Annotated in this window: 19 protein-coding genes; 16 read left to right on the plus strand and 3 right to left on the minus strand. The window is 67.3% G+C overall.

Features of this window, described 5'->3' with window-relative positions; genetic code table 11:
- A partial coding sequence (locus IPV09_RS13035; protein ID WP_207475701.1) for a hypothetical protein occupies nucleotides 1-807 on the plus strand: 807 nt, incomplete at its 5' end.
- A gap of 15 nt (nucleotides 808-822) precedes the next feature.
- On the opposite strand, the gene IPV09_RS13040 is transcribed toward IPV09_RS13035, so the two are convergent.
- Nucleotides 823-1,278, minus strand: coding sequence for a DoxX family protein (locus tag IPV09_RS13040; RefSeq protein ID WP_207475702.1), 456 nt, complete (start codon nucleotides 1,276-1,278; stop codon nucleotides 823-825).
- Nucleotides 1,279-1,531: 253 nt separating this feature from the next.
- Here IPV09_RS13040 and IPV09_RS13045 point away from each other — a divergent pair, with 253 nt between their 5' ends.
- From IPV09_RS13045 to IPV09_RS13075, 7 genes are all read left to right on the plus strand, one after another.
- Nucleotides 1,532-2,605, plus strand: coding sequence for an extracellular solute-binding protein (locus IPV09_RS13045; RefSeq protein WP_207475703.1), 1,074 nt, complete (start codon nucleotides 1,532-1,534; stop codon nucleotides 2,603-2,605).
- 85 nt (nucleotides 2,606-2,690) lie between these two features.
- The gene (locus tag IPV09_RS13050; protein ID WP_207475704.1) at nucleotides 2,691-3,707 is read left to right on the plus strand and encodes an ABC transporter ATP-binding protein; all 1,017 of its coding nucleotides are present in this window, start codon (nucleotides 2,691-2,693) and stop codon (nucleotides 3,705-3,707) included.
- Nucleotides 3,704-5,458: an iron ABC transporter permease gene (locus IPV09_RS13055; RefSeq protein WP_207475705.1), complete on the plus strand. Its 1,755-nt coding sequence runs from the start codon at nucleotides 3,704-3,706 to the stop codon at nucleotides 5,456-5,458. The genes IPV09_RS13050 and IPV09_RS13055 overlap by 4 nt, the downstream gene beginning before the upstream one ends.
- Before the next feature lie 26 nt (nucleotides 5,459-5,484).
- Entirely contained in the window at nucleotides 5,485-6,303 is an 819-nt protein-coding gene (locus IPV09_RS14715; RefSeq protein ID WP_370590330.1) for a glycerophosphodiester phosphodiesterase family protein, read from the plus strand.
- A gap of 1 nt (nucleotide 6,304) precedes the next feature.
- The gene (locus tag IPV09_RS13065) at nucleotides 6,305-7,297 is read left to right on the plus strand and encodes a LacI family DNA-binding transcriptional regulator (RefSeq protein WP_207475707.1); all 993 of its coding nucleotides are present in this window, start codon (nucleotides 6,305-6,307) and stop codon (nucleotides 7,295-7,297) included.
- Between the two features lies 1 nt (nucleotide 7,298).
- Nucleotides 7,299-8,177: a metallophosphoesterase gene (locus IPV09_RS13070; protein WP_207475708.1), complete on the plus strand. Its 879-nt coding sequence runs from the start codon at nucleotides 7,299-7,301 to the stop codon at nucleotides 8,175-8,177.
- A 57-nt stretch (nucleotides 8,178-8,234) separates the two neighbouring features.
- A complete protein-coding gene (locus IPV09_RS13075; RefSeq protein ID WP_207475709.1) occupies nucleotides 8,235-9,197 on the plus strand; it encodes a serine/threonine-protein kinase in 963 nt (320 codons plus the stop codon).
- 2 nt (nucleotides 9,198-9,199) lie between these two features.
- Here the strand turns inward: IPV09_RS13075 and IPV09_RS13080 are convergent, their stop codons facing one another.
- Nucleotides 9,200-10,330: a 1-propanol dehydrogenase PduQ gene (locus tag IPV09_RS13080; RefSeq protein WP_207475710.1), complete on the minus strand. Its 1,131-nt coding sequence runs from the start codon at nucleotides 10,328-10,330 to the stop codon at nucleotides 9,200-9,202.
- Nucleotides 10,327-11,628: a PocR ligand-binding domain-containing protein gene (locus IPV09_RS13085; protein WP_207475711.1), complete on the minus strand. Its 1,302-nt coding sequence runs from the start codon at nucleotides 11,626-11,628 to the stop codon at nucleotides 10,327-10,329. The genes IPV09_RS13080 and IPV09_RS13085 overlap by 4 nt, the downstream gene beginning before the upstream one ends.
- A 340-nt stretch (nucleotides 11,629-11,968) precedes the next feature.
- On the opposite strand from IPV09_RS13085, the gene pduA reads away from it, so the two are divergent.
- The 8 genes from pduA to IPV09_RS13125 form a co-directional block, all read left to right on the plus strand.
- Nucleotides 11,969-12,247 carry a propanediol utilization microcompartment protein PduA gene (gene pduA / locus IPV09_RS13090; protein WP_207475712.1) on the plus strand — a complete coding sequence of 93 codons (279 nt, stop codon included), beginning with the start codon at nucleotides 11,969-11,971 and terminating at the stop codon, nucleotides 12,245-12,247.
- Nucleotides 12,248-12,271: 24 nt separating this feature from the next.
- On the plus strand, nucleotides 12,272-13,069 hold the full coding sequence (pduB, locus tag IPV09_RS13095) for a propanediol utilization microcompartment protein PduB (RefSeq protein ID WP_207475713.1): 798 nt from the start codon (nucleotides 12,272-12,274) through the stop codon (nucleotides 13,067-13,069).
- A gap of 11 nt (nucleotides 13,070-13,080) precedes the next feature.
- On the plus strand, nucleotides 13,081-14,742 hold the full coding sequence (locus tag IPV09_RS13100) for a propanediol/glycerol family dehydratase large subunit (RefSeq protein WP_207475714.1): 1,662 nt from the start codon (nucleotides 13,081-13,083) through the stop codon (nucleotides 14,740-14,742).
- An 11-nt stretch (nucleotides 14,743-14,753) separates the two neighbouring features.
- A complete protein-coding gene (locus tag IPV09_RS13105) occupies nucleotides 14,754-15,416 on the plus strand; it encodes a propanediol/glycerol family dehydratase medium subunit (RefSeq protein WP_207475715.1) in 663 nt (220 codons plus the stop codon).
- A gap of 9 nt (nucleotides 15,417-15,425) precedes the next feature.
- On the plus strand, nucleotides 15,426-15,974 hold the full coding sequence (locus tag IPV09_RS13110) for a diol dehydratase small subunit (RefSeq protein WP_207475716.1): 549 nt from the start codon (nucleotides 15,426-15,428) through the stop codon (nucleotides 15,972-15,974).
- Between the two features lie 58 nt (nucleotides 15,975-16,032).
- A complete protein-coding gene (locus tag IPV09_RS13115) occupies nucleotides 16,033-17,838 on the plus strand; it encodes a diol dehydratase reactivase subunit alpha (protein WP_207475717.1) in 1,806 nt (601 codons plus the stop codon).
- Entirely contained in the window at nucleotides 17,838-18,215 is a 378-nt protein-coding gene (locus IPV09_RS13120; RefSeq protein WP_242681614.1) for a glycerol dehydratase reactivase beta/small subunit family protein, read from the plus strand. Before IPV09_RS13115 ends, IPV09_RS13120 begins: the two co-directional genes overlap by 1 nt.
- Nucleotides 18,212-18,326, plus strand: a 115-nt coding sequence (locus IPV09_RS13125) for a BMC domain-containing protein (RefSeq protein WP_207475719.1), incomplete at its 3' end; no start/stop codon positions are given. The genes IPV09_RS13120 and IPV09_RS13125, both read left to right, overlap by 4 nt.

The following is an 18,326-nucleotide window of genomic DNA, read 5'->3' on the forward strand; positions in this document are numbered from 1 at the left end:
ATGGCCTACCTCAAGGACGAGGACTTCACCTGCTCGGACGAGAAGTCCGAGGGAATCAAGTCGAGCATCTGCACCCACTTCGACACCGCGCCGTTCATGATCGCCTACGTCGGCGCCACCGAGACCGGCGGCCTGGGACGGGTGTCCCTGGAGGTGCAGGAGGAGGCCCGCGCCAGCACCTCCAAGGCCATCTCGGACTACCTCATCAAGCAGTTCGCCACCACCGAGCAGGCCAGCGACATCACCACCAAGATCGCCACCGCCGCCGCCCCCGGCTACAGCAAGGACGACAAGTCCGGTGACGTGCGCTACCGCGGCAACAACCGTGGCAGCGTCGTGCTGTGGATCGAGGACTGGGTGCCGGCCGACCTGAAGCCGTCGGTCGTCGAGGTCACCGACGCCGAGCGGGACAAGATCATTGCCGACAACGGCTACAAGTGCGAGGCCAGTGGCGCCCTGCAGTCGTGCAACAAGTCGGTCGCCGACGTCGCCTACCAGTTGGTCTACGAACCGGCCGAGGGCCAGGACGGGCTGAGCCGTCTGTCGCTGCGGGCCAGCTCGACCAAGACCGGCATCGCCCGCCCGGCCTTCCAGGAGGAGGCCAAGAAGGTCTTCGGGGCGCTGCCCGACGGCCAGGGCACCCTGATCACCGACTGGATGGGCAAGCAGGACGCCAAGGCCGGCGGCATGGAGTTCGTCGACGGCAAGATCATCGACTACTACCCCCGCTCGACAGTGAGTGGGAACGAGGCCGGATCGATCTACGTCTGGGCCTCCTGCTGGACCGGCACCCGCACCCAGTGCTGAGGTCGCTGGGTTCGCTCAGGCAGGGTCGGCGTCGCTGATCCAGCGCTGTTCCGGGTCGGGGGCTGGGCGGGTGAACAAGGCGTCCAGTCCGGCCCGCCCGGAGCCGAAGGCCAGCAGCACCACGCCCAGGGCGGCCAGCGCCAGGTTGTACTCGTAGCCGCCGTCCATCACCCGGAACCCGTGGTCCCAGGTGGACAGGACGATCAGCAGCACCTGCTCGACCACCAGGATGCCGCCCAGGATGGGGGTGCCCAGGCCGAAGATGATCAGCAGCCCGCCGATCACCTCGAAGCCGATGGTGCCCCACGCCAGCGCCTCGGCGCCCGGCAGACCCATCTCGTTGATCAGTTCGAGCACGCGGTCCGGACCGCTCTGGTAGCGGTGGTAGCCGTGCATCAGCAGGATGAAGCCGACGGCAAGCCTGACCAGGAGCAGTGCCGTGTGCTGGACGACGCGGATGAACGAACGCATGGACTCGACTCCTGAAGCGGGGGCCTGACGGCTGGACGCCGGCAGTGGAACCCCACGCTAGGTCACCGGAGCGGCTGGCTGCGGAGCCCTGCCGAGAAGCACTTCGGACGTGTTGTGAGCTCGAGTTCACCCAAACGTTGTCTCCGGGGCTCCCATCTGAGGCTTGGTCGCTATACCCTCCTTGCAGGAGGGGGGAGCGCTCCCCCTGATCCCGGCCAGGTATTTCATGTCCTCGTCCCAGAAGGGTTCAACCATGAACGTCTCCCGTTTGGCTGTCGGCATCGTCGCCGCAGTCACCGCACTGTCATTGTCCGCGTGCTCGTCGGGCTCCAGCGAGCCCGCATCCTCCCAGGGGGATGCGGGTGGCCCCCTCATCGTCTACACCAACTCCAACGCCAATGGCCGAGCCGAGTGGCTCACCGCCGAGGCCAAGAAGGCCGGCTTCGACATCCAGGTTGTCGGGCAGGGCGGTGGCGACACCACCAACAAGCTCCTGGCGGAGAAGAACAACCCCGTGGCCGACGTCGTGTTCGGACTCAACACCATGTACTTCGAGCAGCTCGAGGCAGCCGGAGTGCTCACCGACCACACACCCAAGTGGTCGGACAAGGTCGACGTGTCGCTCGGCGACGCCGATGACTCCAAGACCTACTGGCCCGTCGTCAAGCAGGGCATTCTGCTGGTCTACAACTCCGGTGCCTACTCCTCGCCGTCCGACGCCCCCAAGGACTGGCTGGACCTGTGGAACAACCCCAAGTTCAAGGGTCGCTACCAGACCGAGACCGGCATGGGTGGCGCCACCACCCAACTCGTCTTCGCCGGAATCCTCAACCGGTACAAGGACCCCAACGGTGACCTCGGCGTCTCCGCCGAGGGATGGAAGCAGATCGAGGCCTACTTCGACAACGGCAACCCCGCCGAGCAGGGGGTCGACCTGTTCGCGCGGATGCAGAAGGGCACCGTGGACGCCGGCCAGATCTGGTCGTCGGGCATCCCCGCCTTCGAGGCCACCTACAAGATCAAGTCCGGCGTTGCCAAGCCGGAAGTGGGCGTCCCCTTCGCCGTCGAGCAGGTCGCACTGGTCAAGGGTTCCAAGAACCAGAACCGAGCCAAGGAGTTCATCGACTGGTTCGGTGGCGCCGAACTGCAGTCGGCCTGGACCAAGGAGTTCGACTCCATGCCGGCCAACAGCGATGCGGTCAAGAACACCGACCCCACCATCGTCGAGTTCCATGACGGCCTGACCCCCCAGGACATCGACTGGCCCTTCGTCACCGAGAACATGTCCGCCTGGATCGAGAAGATCGAGCTCGAGTACCTCAACTGAGTCCAGCGGTGGCCGGCCCTGATTGACGGGGCCGGCCACCCGCGGCTCGCGCCACCACTCCCGTCCCGTACCCCCAGGAGCGTCCATGATCACGTTCGACGGCGTCGAGGTCACCTACGGCACCTTCACCGCCATTCCCCACCTTGACCTGACCATCGAGCGTGGCGAGTTCTTCACCTTGCTCGGCCCCTCCGGGTGTGGCAAGACGACCGCCCTGCGCACCCTCGCCGGGTTGAACACCCCCACCGCCGGCAGCATCCACATCGACGGCCGCGACGTGACGAAAGTCCCCTCGGACAAGCGCCAGATCGGCATGGTCTTCCAGAACTACGCGCTGTTCCCGTCGATGAACGTCGCCGACAACATCGAGTTCGGCCTGCGTGTGCGGCGTGAGTCCAAGGCTGAGCGCCATCGCCAGATGCGCCAGGCAGCAGAGCTCGTCGACCTGTCCACGGCGCAACTGTCCAAGAACCTGGACGAGCTCTCGGGCGGGCAGCAGCAGCGTGTCGCCATCGCCCGGGCGCTGGTGCTCAAGCCCAAGATCCTGCTGCTGGACGAACCCCTGTCCAACCTGGACGCCAAGCTGCGCCAGCAGATGCGCGAACAGTTGAAGAAGCTGCAGACCGACGTGGGCATCACCACCGTGTACGTCACCCACGACCAGGACGAGGCACTGGCCATGTCCGACCGGATCGCCGTGTTCAACACGGGACGCATCGAGCAGGTCGGGACCCCGCAAGAGGTCTATGAGCGCTCGTCGACAGAGTTCGTCTGCACGTTCGTGGGCGACTCCTCGAGGCTCACCCCCCAGCTCGTCGCCCAACTGGCTGACGGCGGCCCGGCCACCCTGGACTCGTCGGCACCCTCATACCTGCGCGAGGAGAAGGCCCACCTCACCCCGCATCCGGGCGCCGTCGCGCTGGACGGCGTGGTCGAACTCGCCGCCTATCGCGGCACCCACACCAGCTACCGCATCAGGGTGCACGGCACCGACCTGCGGGTGATGAGCCTGGGTCATGCCGTCGAGCACCAACCCGGCGACCACGTCCAGGTGTGGATCAATCCCCAGGACGTGCTGCAGTACCCGACCGAGGAAGCATGATGTCGGCCCGCAACCCGCACTCGGTGTCCAGGATGCTCCGCTCGCCGTTCGTCCTGGTGGTCCTGATGGTCGTGGGGTGGTTCATCGTTGCGCTGCTCGTCTGGCCGAACCTGAACCTGCTGATCGCGACCTTCTTCCCGGACGGCCAGTTCAGTTGGTCTGCCGTCGAGCGGCTGACCAGCTCGGCGCGGGCCATGAAGTCGCTCACCAACAGCTTCCTGCTGGCGGTGCTGTTGAGCATCACCACCAACGTGGTGGGGGTCTTCGTCGTCCTGGTCACCCGCTACTTCGCCATCCGGGGGGCCCGGATCCTGTGGCTCGGCTACGCCACCCCGCTGATCTACGGCGGCATCGTGCTGGCGTCGGCCTACAAGTTGATCTACGGCGAGGGCGGGATCATCGGCCGTCTGGTCACCAGCCTGGTCCCCGGCCTGCAACCCGACTGGTTCACGGGCTTGCCGGCGGTGCTGTTCGCGATGACCCTGGCGACCACCACCAACCACCTGCTGTTCGTCAGCGCCTCGCTGGCTGGGCTGGACGGCCAGATGCTCGAGGCAGCGAGGATGATGGGTGCCAGCACCTGGACGGTGTTGCGCAAGATCGTGCTGCCGATGATGCGTCCGGTGCTGTTCGCCACCACCATCCTGTCCTTCCTGACCGGGCTCGGCGCGCTGTCGGCGCCCCAGGTACTGGGCGGTCGTGACTTCCAGACCATTGCCCCGATGATCCTGACCTTCTCGAGTTCGGTGACCTCTCGTGACGTCGCGGCACTGCTGGCCCTGGTGCTGGGCCTGGCCAGCATCATCCTGCTCGCGGTGCTGACCCGACTCGAGCGGGGCGGGATGTACTTCTCGGTGGCCAAGGTCTCGGCCACCCTGGTCAAGCAACCGATCCGCAACCCGCTCGCCAACGCCATCGTCCAGGTGGTGGCCTGGCTGTTGTGGCTGCTGTACATGTTGCCCGTCGTGCTGATCGTGCTCCTGTCGTTCATGCCCCCGCGGGCCGTCGGTCTGGGCCAGCTCGACCTGTCTGCCTTCACGACCGAGAACTACGTCCGGGTGCTGACCCAGGACGATGCGCTGCGGCCGTTCCTGGTCAGCATCGCCTACTCGGGGCTGGCGGCACTCATCGTCGGGGTGGGCATCCTGCTGGTGGCCTGGATCCTGCAGCGCTACCGCAACTGGGTGACGACGGCCGTCGAGTACTTGTTGCACATCCCCTGGATCCTGCCGGCGACCATGATCGCACTGGGACTGATCATGAGCTACGACCGGTCCAACCCGTTGATGCTGGGGCGGGTGCTCACCGGCACCCCGGTGATCCTGCTGCTGGCCTACATCATCGTGAAGATTCCGTTCACGCTGCGGCTGTTGAAGTCGGCCTTCGCCTCGCTGAACCTGTCCCTGGAGGAGGCCGCCTCGTTGATGGGGGCCGGCAAGATCACGATCCTGCGTCGCATCCTGCTGCCGGCGGTCCTGCCCGCCGCCGCCGCCGTCACGGCGCTCAACTTCAACACCCTGCTGGACGACTATGACACCGCCGTGTTCCTGGCCCATCCGTTGTACCGGCCCATCGGCCTGGTGATCGCGAACAGCACCAGCGGACAGGCGGGTCCCGAGGGCACCGCCAACGTCTTCGTGTACACGGTGCTGCTGATGCTGATCACCGGGTTCACGATGTGGTTGGTGTACGGTCGGGCCACCCGCAAGCGACGTCGGGTCGCCGTGCCGGCGCTGGACGACGTCACGTGAGGGCCGACAGCAATCGGGTGCGGTGCGTGGCCCACCGGGGGACCCCCGGCGGAATGATCCCTGAGAACACGGCGCAGTCAGCGCTGATTGCCCAGCGGTCGGGGGCCGACGTCGTCGAGATCGACGTCAGCGTCACCACCGACGGCGGGGTCTACGCCTTCCACGACGGACTCGAGCGGCACCTGCTCGGGTGTTCGACCAACCTGACCGAGCAACGTAGCGATCAGGTTGACCAGCTGCGCTACGCCTACGGCCAGCTGGCCGGACGTCCGATGCGCGTCCAGCGCCTCGAGCAGGTGCTGTTGGCGTTGCGCGGCACCTCCACCGAGGTCCACCTCGACCGGGCGTGGCGATGGTGGCCGCAGGTGCTGCCGGTGCTGGCCCGACTCGACATGGATGACCAACTGGTCATCAAGACCCCTGCGAGCGACGCCTGCCTCGCCGACCTGCTGCGTGCCCAGCCGACGCCGAGGGTGGCGGCGATTTGCACGGATGCGGCCCAGGTGCAGGCCGCGCTGGAAGCCGCGGTGCCGGTGCACATCCTGGAACTGGTCCAGCGCAGCGTCGACGACACCACCGCCGACCTGGTCGGTCACGTGCATCGGGCGGGCCGGTTGACCATGGTCAACGCCGAGGTCGTGGGAGCCCCGCTGTGGGGTGGGCTGGACGATGAGCGCTCCGTCCTCGAGGATCCGGCAGACGGATGGGGCAAACTGATCGGGATGGGCTTCGACTACGTCCAGACCGATTTTCCGTGGTTGTTCGTCCAGTACCGCGACTCACTCGAGAAGGGAGGCTCAGGTGGCGGATCAGCCCTCCACTTCGCGTCTTCCCACCATGGATGACGTGGCGCGAGCTGCCGGGGTGTCACGCACGTCGGTGTCGCGGGTGTTCCTGGGCCAGTCCAAGGTGTCGCAATCGACCATCCGCCGCGTGCGGCAGGTCGCGGCCGAGCTGGGGTACGTGCCGAACATGATCGCCTCGGGGCTGGCCTCCGGCCGTTCAACCACCGTCGGACTGCTGCTGCGCGACGCCGCGAACCCCGCCTACGGCCTGCTGTTCACCCAGCTGCAACGAGCGGCCCACGCCTCGGGACTGAACATCATCTCGATGACCATCGCCGACGACGAGCGCGGACGCAAACAGGTCGCCGCACTCGACCACCTGATCGGGATGCAGATCGCAGGCCTGATCGTCGCGACCGGTGGCGTCACCAGCGACCAGCTCGTCCCCTTCCGGGCCCGGCTGCCGATCATCAGGGCAGGGCGCCCCGAGCCGAACCCCGACGTGCACGCTGTGTCCTACGACGAGGTCGCAGCGGGACGGTCGTTGGCGGGCATGGTGGCAGACCAGGGACATCAGCGCGTCGCGGTCCTGCTGACTGACGCCGACGCGTCCTACCCCGAGTGGGTGCGCTCCTCGACCATCAGCCAGACACTCATCGGCCGCGGCGTGGCAGTCACCACCCTGCCCGTGCGGGTGGCAGGTGACCAGGTGGCGGCTGCGCTCGACCTGGCCGCGCATGGCGACGTCACCGCCATCATGTGCCCGTCGGACTACCGTGCGCTCGACGTCGTTCGCGGGGCCCGGGCGCGAGGGTTGGAGGTGCCCGGCATGGTCAGCATCACCGGCTGCGACGGCATCATGCCGGGCCTCGACCTGATCGGGCTGTCCACGTACCGCATCGCCGTCGAAGAACTTGCACGCAGGGCGGTCACCGCTCTGTGTGGGCTGCTGTCCGGCCCGGGCCCCGTCATCCATGAAGAGGTGCTCGGCGTGCTGGTGCCGGGCCGCACCAGTGGACCACCACCACCATCGCCACCCCCAAGGAGACCTTGACATGCGTCTGTCCGAGCACCCGCATCCCGACCACGTGATCGTCCACGTCTCCGACACCCATCTGGCCGTCGTCGACGCCCCGACGGCCAGCCAGAACTCTGCGGCCCGGTTGCGCACGCTGATGTCGCGCCTGGTCGAGACCGGGCTGCGACCCGAAGCGATCATCGTCACCGGCGACGTGGCCGACAGGGGCGAGCCCGAGGCGTACGCCACCGTGCGCGGGCTGGTGGAACCCGCGGCCGAGGCCCTCGGAGCCAGGGTCATCTGGGTGATGGGCAACCATGACGACAGGGCGGCATTCCGCTCGGGCCTGCTCGACGAGCCCGCCGCCACGACCGATGTGGACCGGGTCGAGTGGCTGGGGGGCCTGCGGATCATCGTCCTCGACACCACCGTGCCGGGCCGACACTGGGGTGAGATCACCCCCGACCAGTTGGCGTGGCTGGCCGACGTCCTGGCCGAGCCCGCTCCCGAAGGCACAGTACTGGCGCTGCACCACCCGCCGGTGCCCTGTGTGCAGGACTTGGCCGTCAGCGTGGAACTGCGTGACCAGCACCTGCTGCGCCCAGTGCTGGAGGGCTCCGACGTCCGGGCGATCCTGGGTGGCCACGTGCACTACTCCACCTTCGCCACCTTCGCCGGCATCCCGGTCTCGGTGGCATCGTCCACCTGCTACACCCAGGACCTGTTCATGCCCGACCGTGGGACCGCCGGTCGCGACGCGGCCCAGAGCATCAACCTGGTCAGTGTCTACGAGGACACCATCCAGCATTCGGTGATGCCGGTCGACGAAGGCCTTCGGGTCAGCCGGGTGGTGGACGGCCCCGAGACCGCGGCGATGCTGGCGTCCATCGGTGTCGCCATCCGCCCCCGCCAATGACGATCACGGCCTTCGCTGGCCCGGTGACCCAGTTTCCGCACATGACAGACTGGACCGGTGACTGAACTTCTCGCCGGACGCTACCGACTCATCTCGGTTGTCGGCCGGGGGTCGATGGGCACGGTCTGGAAGGCCCAGGACGAGCTGCTGCCCCGACAGGTGGCCGTCAAGGTCGTGGGCGGCACCCGGCAGGCCGACCCTGTCGCCATGAAGCGTTTCTCCCGCGAGGCGATCTCCATGGCGAACCTGTCCCACCCCAATGTCGTCTCGGTCTATGACGTCGGCAAGCAGGGTGACCAGGCGTTCATGGTGATGGAACTGCTGAGCGGGCCCAGCGTCGCCCAACTCGTGGCCGACCATGGCCAACTGCGCATCGACAAGGTGGTCCACATGGGGTCGCAAGTGGCGCGGGGGCTGTCGGCGGCCCACGCCATTGGCATCACCCACCGCGACATCAAACCTGGCAATGTCGTCCAGCACGGCCGGGTGACCAAGATCGTCGACTTCGGCATCGCCCGACTCGAGTCGAGTAGCGCCACCGTCGCCTCGCTGACCTCGCCGGCCATGGCCATCGGCACCGCCGCCTACATGTCCCCCGAGCAGGCACGCGGCAAGCTCGTCCAGGCCCCCAGCGACGTCTACTCCTTGGCGTGCCTGTTGACCACCATGCTGACCGGGCGTCCGCCCTTCGTCGACCCCGACCCGATCGAGGTGGCCCGCGCGCACGCCATGGAGACGCCGCGCCCGGTCATCGAGTCCCGGCCGGACGTCCCGCGCGCCCTCAACGACCTGATCGGTTCCATGCTGGTCAAGCGGCCCGCCGACCGGCCCCGCGCCGCCCAGGTGGCGGCGGCGCTGACCAGCATCGAGTCATCCCTGCTCGGCATGGGCATGCCGGAACCGGTGCGTCCCGTGCGGCCACGGTTCAGCGCCCCCGCATCACAGGCCACGCCGATCCAACCGCCGGACCCGGCCCCGGCCCCGCATCCGCGGCGGCGCGGATGGTTTCGTCGTGGCTGAGCTCAGCTGACCGCGCGCAGGATGCCGGCCAGGTCCTCGGCGGTGGGCGCCACCGGGTTGGCGGGCGTGCAGGTGTCCTCCAGGGCCGTTGCCGCGAGCCCGGGAATCGCCTCGGCCAGCGCCGTCCGGTCAATGCCGAGTTCGTGCAGTGAGTCCGGAATACCAATGGCCGCGCGCAGGCGGCGCACCTCGGCGCACAGGGCCAGGGCGAGGTTGCGTCGCGTCGAGGCCTCCAGTCCGAGCAGGTGCGCTATGTGGGCATAGCGGTCCGCGACCTGGCTGATGCCCGCCGGGCCGTAGGTGACCGGCCCCGCGTTGAACTCCATCACCGCCGGCATCAGCACCGCATTCAGTCGTCCGTGAGGCTTGTTGAAGGCCGACCCCAGGGCATGCGACAGGCTGTGGACGATGCCCAACCCGCTGTTCTCGAACGCCATCGCGGCCATCGTGGCCGCATTGTGCATCCGCTCCCGGGCGCCCAGGTCGTCGGGACGGTGGACGACCGCCTCCAGGTTCTGGAAGATCAGCTGGGAGGCCTTCTCGGCGAAGGCATCGGAGAAGTCATTGCGGGCGGTGCAGACATAGGCCTCCAGGGCATGGCTCATGGCGTCCATGCCGGTGTCGGCGGTCTGCGAGGCCGGCAGGGTGCGGGTGACCTCCGGGTCGAGGATCGCCATGGTGGGCGCCATGTCGTCGCTGACCAGCACCACCTTGCGGTGCGGGTGCTCGGAGGTGATCACGGCGAACGAGGTCACCTCGGACCCCGAACCGCTCGTGCTGGGGATGGCCACCAGTCCATTGCGGGGGGAGTCGCCGTGTTCAGCGGCCACCTTGCAGATGGCCTTGGCGGTGTCCAGCACCGAGCCGCCCCCCAGCGCGACCACCGTGTCGGGCTCCGCGTCCAGATAGGCCTCGACGCCGGCGCTGACCTGGCTGATGGTGGGGTCGGGCAGCACCTGGCTGAAGACGTGGACCACGGCACCCGACAGGTACTGCTGCACGGTCTGCATCACCGGGGTGGTGGCCATGAACGGATCGGTCACCACCAGCACCCGCTTGGCGCCGACCAGGGCCAGATGTGCCAAGGAGTCCCGGCCCTGGTGGATGGTGGTGGCGATGCGGAAGCGGGTCATGCGGTGTCCTCGATTGACGTGTCGGCAGGGGGAGCGGTGATGCCGCGGCGGAACTCCGAAGGCGTCAGCCCCGTGGCCGCCTTGAACGCTCGCGAGAAGTAGTTGGCCGGCCGGAAACGCAGTTCGGCGGCGATGCGCAGCACCGGCTGGTCGGTGTACTGCAACAGGTAACGGGCCCTGGTCAGGCGCTTCGCGGTGACGTAGTCGACGAAGGTGGCGTGGGTCTGGGCCTTGAACAGTCGGGACAGGTGGTGCGGTGACAGGTTGGTGAAGTCGGCCGCCGCCTGCAGGGTGAGGAACGAGGTCGGATGGCGTTCGATGCGGTTGATCAGGTCGGTGACGGTGTGGCCACGCCGCCCTGACGCCTGCTCCAGGTTCGCGTGCAGACAGAACAGCAGTCCCAGCAGCTGTTCCTCGGCCTCGAACCGGGTGGCGTGGGTCTGCGAGCGCCCCCGGTCCTGGTTGATCCGGTGGCCCAGTTCGGCGGCCGAATCAGCGTCCAGTTCCTTGGCGACCTGCCAGAGGTCGGTGGCGGTCTGGTGCAGGTCGTGGCGGGCGATCCGTGACTGCCGCGGGACGCCGTCGGGCGCGAACAGCCCGTCCAACTGTTGGCGGACCAGGGCTGCGGCGCGGGGCAGGTCGTCGTCGCTCAGGGCCCGCCGCAGGGCCACCACGTCGAGCCGACGCACCGAGGTGACAGCGGCGCGCGAGGTCGAGGGAATGGGTTCCAGGCTGGCCCGGATCGGAACCGGCACCGCGTCCGCCTCGCCGCCCTCGACGCGGGCCAGGTGGGCGCTGGTGACCAGGGTGGTCATCAGGGCGCCGAGGGTCTGGCAGGCGGCGCGGATCCGGCTCATCGGCATGAATGGCACCCGGTCGCGCAGCAACCGCAGTTCGGGGGTCAGGTTCGCGGGCCCGTAGACCGCGACGGTGGGCAACGAGTGGGTCTCCTCGGGCGGCAGCCGTACCTGACCGCACAGCATCGCCCCCAAGTACTCGTCGCCGGCCATCAACGGGATGGAGAAGTCCACCAGCCCGGTGTGACACAGGTAGATGTGGGAGGTTCCTCGGATCGCGGCCTGCAGACCACCGTGGGCATCGCAGCTGTAACAACCGGCCCGGCCCTTCTCGTCCTCACGCATGGTGCTGCAGAAGTCGGTGAACCCGGACGCGGACGTCACCGGTTTGCCGCGGTAGTCGACCAGGATCGCGGCCATGCCCATGGCCGTCGTGAACTGGTCCTGGACCTCTTGCAGGCGTTCCAGCGGGATGAGGTCGGTAATGAGTTGTCCGGGCATCGGGCCCCCCTCTGCGATCGCGACGACGATTTCCCCTCCGGACAGCGACGTCCGCGGGTGGTGCGATGGGCCCACAGTACGGGTGCAGCCACGGCGGGGGAATAGTGCCCCCCTGCTGGACGCGACCGCCGACGCCGCCCCGCCGCCCGGAAATCCGCTGCTGCGGATGGGATCCGGGCACCGGTGTACACAATCGGGCCCTTCATTGTGTCCCGACGTACACAACCCGGCCATGAAGTCGCTCCGGGGGTGTCAGCACCTGCCACATCGACATCGGAGAACCCGGCCTACGATCCCCCCAACGCAATTCCGCCACCTGATTCACAGAGGAGTCACAGACATGCAAGAAGCTCTCGGAATGGTCGAGACCAAGGGGTTCGTGGCCGCAGTTGAGGCCGCGGACGCCATGGTCAAGTCGGCCAATGTCACCCTGATCGGCCACAAGTCGATCGGTGCCGGACTGGTCACGGTGCTCGTGCGCGGCGACGTCGGCGCAGTCAAGGCCGCCACCGACGCCGGCGCTTCGGCTGCCCGCGCCGTCGGCGAGGTCGTCTCCACCCACGTCATCCCCCGGCCGCACAACGACGTGGAAAAGATCATCCCGTCGCAGAGCGCCTGAGCCCGGAAATAAAGGAGCACACGCATGTCAAACGAGGTCATGATGGCCAAGGTCATGGAAGAAGTCCTCAAGCGAGTCGAAGGCGCCACCGAACCGGCTGCCAAGAGCAGCGCCCCAGCAGTCGGCCGTCGTCCCCAGGTCACTGAGTTCGTGGGTGTCAACCCGCTGGGTGACACCATCGGACTGGTCATCGCCAACGTCGACCCCCAGCTGACCGAGCTGATGAACGCTTCCAGGTCGTACCGTTCCATTGGCATCATCGGTGCCCGCACCGGCGCGGGCCCCCACATCTTCGCCGCCGACGAGGCCGTCAAGGCCACCAACTCCGAGATCGTCACCATCGAACTGGCCCGCGACACCAAGGGCGGTGCCGGGCACGGCTGCCTGATCATCTTCGGTGCCGAGGACGTCTCCGACGCCCGCCGCGCCGTCGAGGTCACCCTCAAGGAACTGGACCGCACCTTTGGTGACGTCTACGCCAACGACGCCGGCCACCTGGAGTTCCAGTACACCGCCCGCGCCAGCGGCGCCCTCGAGAAGGCCTTCGGTGCCCCCAGCGGCAAGGCCTTCGGCATCAGCGTCGGCGCGCCGGCAGCGATCGGCGTGGTCATGGCCGACACCGCCGTCAAGGCCTCGACGGTCGACGTGGTCGCCTACTCCAGCCCGGCCAAGGGCACCAGCTTCTCCAACGAGGTCATCGCAGCCTTCAGTGGGGACTCCGGAGCCGTCCGTCAGGCCATCATCGCCGCCCGCGAGGTCGGCCAGAAGCTGCTCGGCGCCATGGGTGACGTCCCGCAGTCCACTACCCATCCCTACATCTGAGCGAGGCAGCGATGCGTTCCAAGAGATTCGAGGTGCTCGACGAGCGCCCCGTCAACAAGGATGGTTTCGTCAACGAGTGGCCCGAGGTGGGCCTCATCGCGATGGAAAGTCCCAACGATCCCAAGCCGTCCATCAGCATCCGCAATGGTGAAGTCGTCGAACTCGACGGCAAGACCGCCGACCAGTTCGACATGATCGACAGCTTCATCGCCACGTACGGCATCAACCTGGCCCGGGCCGAAGAAGTCAACCGGATGGACTCGACGACACTCGCCAAGATGCTCGTCGACGTCAACATTCCGCGTGCCCGCATCATTGAACTGTCCACGGCAATGACGCCGGCAAAGATCACCGAGGTGGTCAGCCGGTTGAACGTCCTGGAGATGATGACCGCGGTCGCCAAGTTGCGTGCCCGCCAGATTCCGGCCAACCAGTGCCACGTCACCAACGTGCGTGACAACCCGGTGCAGATCGCGGCCGACGCCGCCGAGGCATCCATCCGCGGCTTCGCCGAGATGGAGACCACGGTCGGCATCGTCCGCTACGCCCCGTTCAACGCGCTGGCGCTGCTGATCGGCGCCCAGGTCGGACGCCCCGGCATCCTGACCCAGTGCGCCGTCGAAGAGGCGACCGAACTGCAACTGGGCATGCGCGGACTCACCTCCTACGCCGAAACCGTCTCGGTCTACGGCACCGAGCAGGTCTTCATGGACGGCGACGACACCCCGTGGTCGAAGGCCTTCCTGGCCTCCTGCTACGCCTCGCGCGGCCTGAAGATGCGCTTCACCTCGGGTACCGGCGCGGAGGTGCAGATGGGCTCGGCGGAAGGCAAGTCGATGCTCTACCTCGAAGCCCGCTGCCAGTACATCACCAAGGGTGCCGGCTCCCAGGGCACCCAGAACGGCTCGGTCAGCTGCGTCGGCGTTCCCGCCGCCGTCCCCAGCGGCGTTCGTGCCATGCTTGCCGAGAACCTGATCGGAATGATGCTCGACCTCGAGTGTGCATCCTCCAACGACCAGACCTTCACCCACTCCGACCTGCGCCGGGTGGCGCGTTCGCTGATGCAGATGGTGCCCGGCACCGACTTCATCTGCTCGGGATACTCGTCGACCCCGAACTACGACAACATGTTCGCCGGTTCGAACTGGGACGCCGAGGACTACGACGACTGGACGACCATCCAGCGCGACCTCAAGATCGACGGCGGTCTGACCGCCGTCCTGGAAGAGGACTCCATTCGGGTGCGCAACAAGGCGGCTCGTGCCGTCCAGGCCGCGTTCAAGGAGCTCGGCCTTCCCGAGATCACCGACGCCGAGGTCGAGGCAGCCACCTACGCCCACGGGTCCAATGACATGCCGGAGCGCAACGTGGTCGAGGACCTCAAGGCCGCCCAGGAAATGATGAACCGCGAAGTCACCGGCATCGACGTTGTCAAGGCGCTCGCTGCCGGCGGCCACGAGGACGTCGCCCGTTCGGTCTACGAGCTGCTCAAGCAGCGCGTGGCCGGCGACTACCTGCACACCGCCGCCATCCTGGACGAGAACTTCAAGGTCATCTCGGCGGTCAACCAGCCCAACGAATACCTCGGTCCGCAGACCGGGTACCAAATTTCGGACGAGCGGTGGGAACAGATCAAGTTCCACCGCAAGGCCGTCAGCGCCGAGAGCATCTGAGGAGGCCTGTCATGAGCACCACGATTGATGAATCAACACTCAAGGGCATCATCGCCGAGGTAATGCGCGAACTGCAGCTCGGTCAGGCATCCGCCTCGGGCGGCAGCCAGGCAGCAGCCCTGCCGACCGGGACGATCTCGTTCACCGAGACCGGCGACGCGCCCCGCGGCACCGATCCCACCGAGGTGGTGATCGGCCTGGCCCCGGCATTCAGTGTCAAGCAGCACGAGACCATCACCGGCATCCCGCATGCCGACGTGATCCGCGAGATCTGCGCCGGCATCGAGGAGGAGGGGCTGACCTACCGGTTCGTGCGTGTCCTGCGCACCGCCGACGTCGGCTTCATCGCCCACGACGTGGCGAAGCTGTCGGGCTCGGGCATCGGCATCGGCATCCAGTCGAAGGGCACCACGGTGATCCACCAGCGTGACCTGGTCCCGCTGTCGAACCTGGAGCTGTTCTCGCAGGCTCCGCTGATCGACCTGGACACGTTCCGTGCCATCGGCAAGAACGCGGCGCTGTATGCCAAGGGAGAGTCGCCCCGGCCGGTGCCGGTGCGCAACGACCAGATGGCTCGTCCGAAGTACCAGGCCATCGCAGCGCTCCTGCACATCAAGGAGACGCAGCTCATCCAGCCGGGGGCCAAGCCCCGCGCCCTCCAGATCAAGAAGTAGGAGAACACGATGGAATCCGAAGAACTGATCCGTACGATCATGGCCGAAGTGATGGCCAATCTCGACAAGGACGCCGTCACGTTCACCAAGAAGACTGCCACCCCGCAGTCACCCTCGTCGGCACCGCGTTCCCCTTCGGGTGGCTCGACCGTCGGGCGCGACCAGTACCCGCTCGGTGAGAAGATCCCCGATCGGATCGCATCCTCGACGGGCAAGCCGCTCACCGACTTCAGCTTCGAGGCTGTCATCTCGGGCAAGGTCAAGGCTGGTGACCTGCGGATCTCGAAGGAGACCCTCGAGTTGCAGGCCCAGGTGGCCGACTCCGTGGGACGCGAGACCCTGGCCAACAACTTCCGCCGTGCCGCGGAACTGATCGCGGTGCCCGACGACGAGTTGCTGGAGGTCTACAACCTGCTGCGTCCCTACCGATCCACCAAGGACGAGCTCTACGGGTTGGCCGCCAAGCTGGAGAAGAACTACGGCTGCACGATCAACGGTGCCTTCATCCGGCAGGCCGCCGACGTGTACGAGAAGCGCGGCCGGCTCCGCGTGGACTGAGTTGTTCGCGGGGATGACCCCCTGCACCCCCACTGATCGAACGAAGGAAGGACGGAACATGCGGCTCGTTGCAGGCGTCGACATTGGCAACGCCACCACCGAGGTGGCACTGGCCGACGAATCCAGCGGCGTGCCGCAGTTCCTGTCCAGCTCGATCATTCCCACCACCGGCATCAAGGGCACCCCGGACAACGTGAACGGGGTTTTCCAGGCGCTGACGGTGGCCCTGAAGAAGGTGGGCCACCATGTCACCGACCTGTCCTTGATCCGCATCAACGAGGCGGCGCCGGTCATCGGCGACGTCGCCATGGAAACCATTACCGAGACGATCATCACCGAGTCGACGATGATCGGGCACAACCCCAGTACCCCGGGCGGCCTGGGGATCGGGGTGGGGACGACGATCCGCATTGACGAGTTGTCCTCCGAACGCTCCCCGGGCCCCTGGATCATCGTCGCCGACCGTTCCCACGGGCACGACGAGATTGCCCGCATCGTCAACGACGCCACCCACCTGCACGTCACCGGCGCCATCCTGCAACGTGACGACGGGGTGCTGGTCCACAACCGCCTGCACACCAAGATCCCCATCGTCGACGAGGTGAGCCTGATCGAGAAGGTGCCGCTGCGGATGCTGGCCGCGATCGAGGTCTCCACCCCGGGCCGCATCATCGAGACCCTGGCCAACCCGTTCGGGATCGCCACCCTCTTCGAACTGAGCCCCGAAGAGACCCAGTCGGTCGTCCCCCTGGCCCGGTCGCTGGTCGGCAACCGCTCAGCCGTGGTCATCAAGACCCCCGCCGGGGACGTCAAGGAACGCCGCATCCCCGCCGGCCGGCTGATCTTCGAGGGCACCCCCAACTCGGCCGAGGCAGACGTCGAGCGCGGCGCGGCAGAGATCATGGCCGCCGCCGGCAAGCTCAGCGAGATCAGCGACATTCGCGGTGAACCCGGCACCAACGTCGGCGGGATGATGGAGAAGGTGCGGGTGGTCATGGGCAACCTGACCGACACCGCCCCCCGGGAGATCAAGATCTCCGACCTGCTGGCCGTCGACACCCAGATGCCGCAGACGGTCGCCGGCGGCATCGCCAACGAGTTCTCGATGGAGGCCGCCGTCGGCATCGCCGTGATGGTCAAGGCCGACCACCTGCACATGAACACCATCGCCGAGCGGCTGACCGCCCAACTCGACGTGCCCGTCGAAGTCGGTGGCGTCGAGGCCGACATGGCCATCCTCGGTGCGCTCACCACGCCGGGCACCGACGTCCCCATCGCCATCCTGGACATGGGCGCCGGCTCCACTGACGCGGCGGTGCTGCGCGCCGACCGCCAGGGCCGCTCCATCCACCTGGCCGGGGCCGGGAACATGGTCACCCTGCTCATCCAGTCCGAACTGGGCCTGGAACTGTTCGACACCGCCGAGGACATCAAGCGTCACCCGCTGGCCAAGGTCGAGTCCCTGTTCAGCATCCGCCACGAGGACGGCACCGTCGAGTTCTTCAACGAGCCGCTGCCGCCGGCGGTCTTCGCCCGCACGGTGGTGCTCAAGGACGACGGCATGGTGCCCCTGGACCTCAACCACCCGGTGGAGTACATCCGGCAGGTGCGCATCCGGGCCAAGGAACGGGTCTTCGTCACCAACGCCATCCGCGCCCTGGAGCGGGTCAGCCCCACCCAGAACGTGCGCGACATCGCCTTCGTCGTCCTGGTCGGCGGCTCGGCCATGGACTTCGAGATTCCGCAGCTGGTCACCCGCGCGCTGGCTGACCACCGGGTCGTGGCCGGCCGGGCGAACATCCGTGGCACCGAGGGCCCCCGCAATGCGGTGGCCACCGGTCTGGTCCTGTCGTGGAGGCCGTGATGGCGCGCCAGGAGGAGATGCCGCGGCCCACCATCATGGTGGCCCGCCACCGACTGATCACCGACCACGACGTCTCGGCGCTGCTGCTCGGACTGGAGGAGCAGGGGGTGCCGGTCGAACAGTTCAGCCTGGACGAGCTCAACCCCCTCGAACTCGCCCATGAGGCCAGCCTGCGCTCCGTGCTGGGCGTCGGTATCGGGGTGAGCCTCGACTACGTCGTGGTCACCACCGACAAACTGCCCGCCGGTCGCCCCTACCTGGCCGGCCACCTCAACCAGTCCACCGAGGCCGATCGGACGATGGGTGGCAATGCCGCCCGCATCGTCAAGCGGCTGCCGCTGCACCCCCAGCCCACCCATGACAGGAGACACCCATGAGCAACCGTCCGCAACTGGCACTCGGACAGGTCGAGACCATTGGTCTGCCGACCGCCATTGCCGCGGCCGATGCCGGCGTCAAGAGCGCCGACGTCACCCTGGTGGGTTACG

The sequence above is a fragment of the Tessaracoccus sp. SD287 genome, assembly GCF_017355265.1.
Lineage (GTDB): Bacteria > Actinomycetota > Actinomycetes > Propionibacteriales > Propionibacteriaceae > Aestuariimicrobium.

Excerpts from the sequence above, each read along its gene's own strand:
- IPV09_RS13040 (WP_207475702.1), bottom strand. The coding sequence starts at position 1,278 with ATGCGTTCGTTCATCCGCGTCGTCCAGCACACGGCACTGCTCCTGGTC.
- IPV09_RS13045 (WP_207475703.1), top strand. The coding sequence starts at position 1,532 with ATGAACGTCTCCCGTTTGGCTGTCGGCATCGTCGCCGCAGTCACCGCA.
- IPV09_RS13050 (WP_207475704.1), top strand. The coding sequence starts at position 2,691 with ATGATCACGTTCGACGGCGTCGAGGTCACCTACGGCACCTTCACCGCC.
- IPV09_RS13055 (WP_207475705.1), top strand. The coding sequence starts at position 3,704 with ATGATGTCGGCCCGCAACCCGCACTCGGTGTCCAGGATGCTCCGCTCG.
- IPV09_RS13070 (WP_207475708.1), top strand. The coding sequence starts at position 7,299 with ATGCGTCTGTCCGAGCACCCGCATCCCGACCACGTGATCGTCCACGTC.
- IPV09_RS13080 (WP_207475710.1), bottom strand. The coding sequence starts at position 10,330 with ATGACCCGCTTCCGCATCGCCACCACCATCCACCAGGGCCGGGACTCC.
- IPV09_RS13085 (WP_207475711.1), bottom strand. The coding sequence starts at position 11,628 with ATGCCCGGACAACTCATTACCGACCTCATCCCGCTGGAACGCCTGCAA.
- pduA (WP_207475712.1), top strand. The coding sequence starts at position 11,969 with ATGCAAGAAGCTCTCGGAATGGTCGAGACCAAGGGGTTCGTGGCCGCA.
- pduB (WP_207475713.1), top strand. The coding sequence starts at position 12,272 with ATGTCAAACGAGGTCATGATGGCCAAGGTCATGGAAGAAGTCCTCAAG.
- IPV09_RS13100 (WP_207475714.1), top strand. The coding sequence starts at position 13,081 with ATGCGTTCCAAGAGATTCGAGGTGCTCGACGAGCGCCCCGTCAACAAG.
- IPV09_RS13105 (WP_207475715.1), top strand. The coding sequence starts at position 14,754 with ATGAGCACCACGATTGATGAATCAACACTCAAGGGCATCATCGCCGAG.
- IPV09_RS13110 (WP_207475716.1), top strand. The coding sequence starts at position 15,426 with ATGGAATCCGAAGAACTGATCCGTACGATCATGGCCGAAGTGATGGCC.
- IPV09_RS13115 (WP_207475717.1), top strand. The coding sequence starts at position 16,033 with ATGCGGCTCGTTGCAGGCGTCGACATTGGCAACGCCACCACCGAGGTG.
- IPV09_RS13120 (WP_242681614.1), top strand. The coding sequence starts at position 17,838 with ATGGCGCGCCAGGAGGAGATGCCGCGGCCCACCATCATGGTGGCCCGC.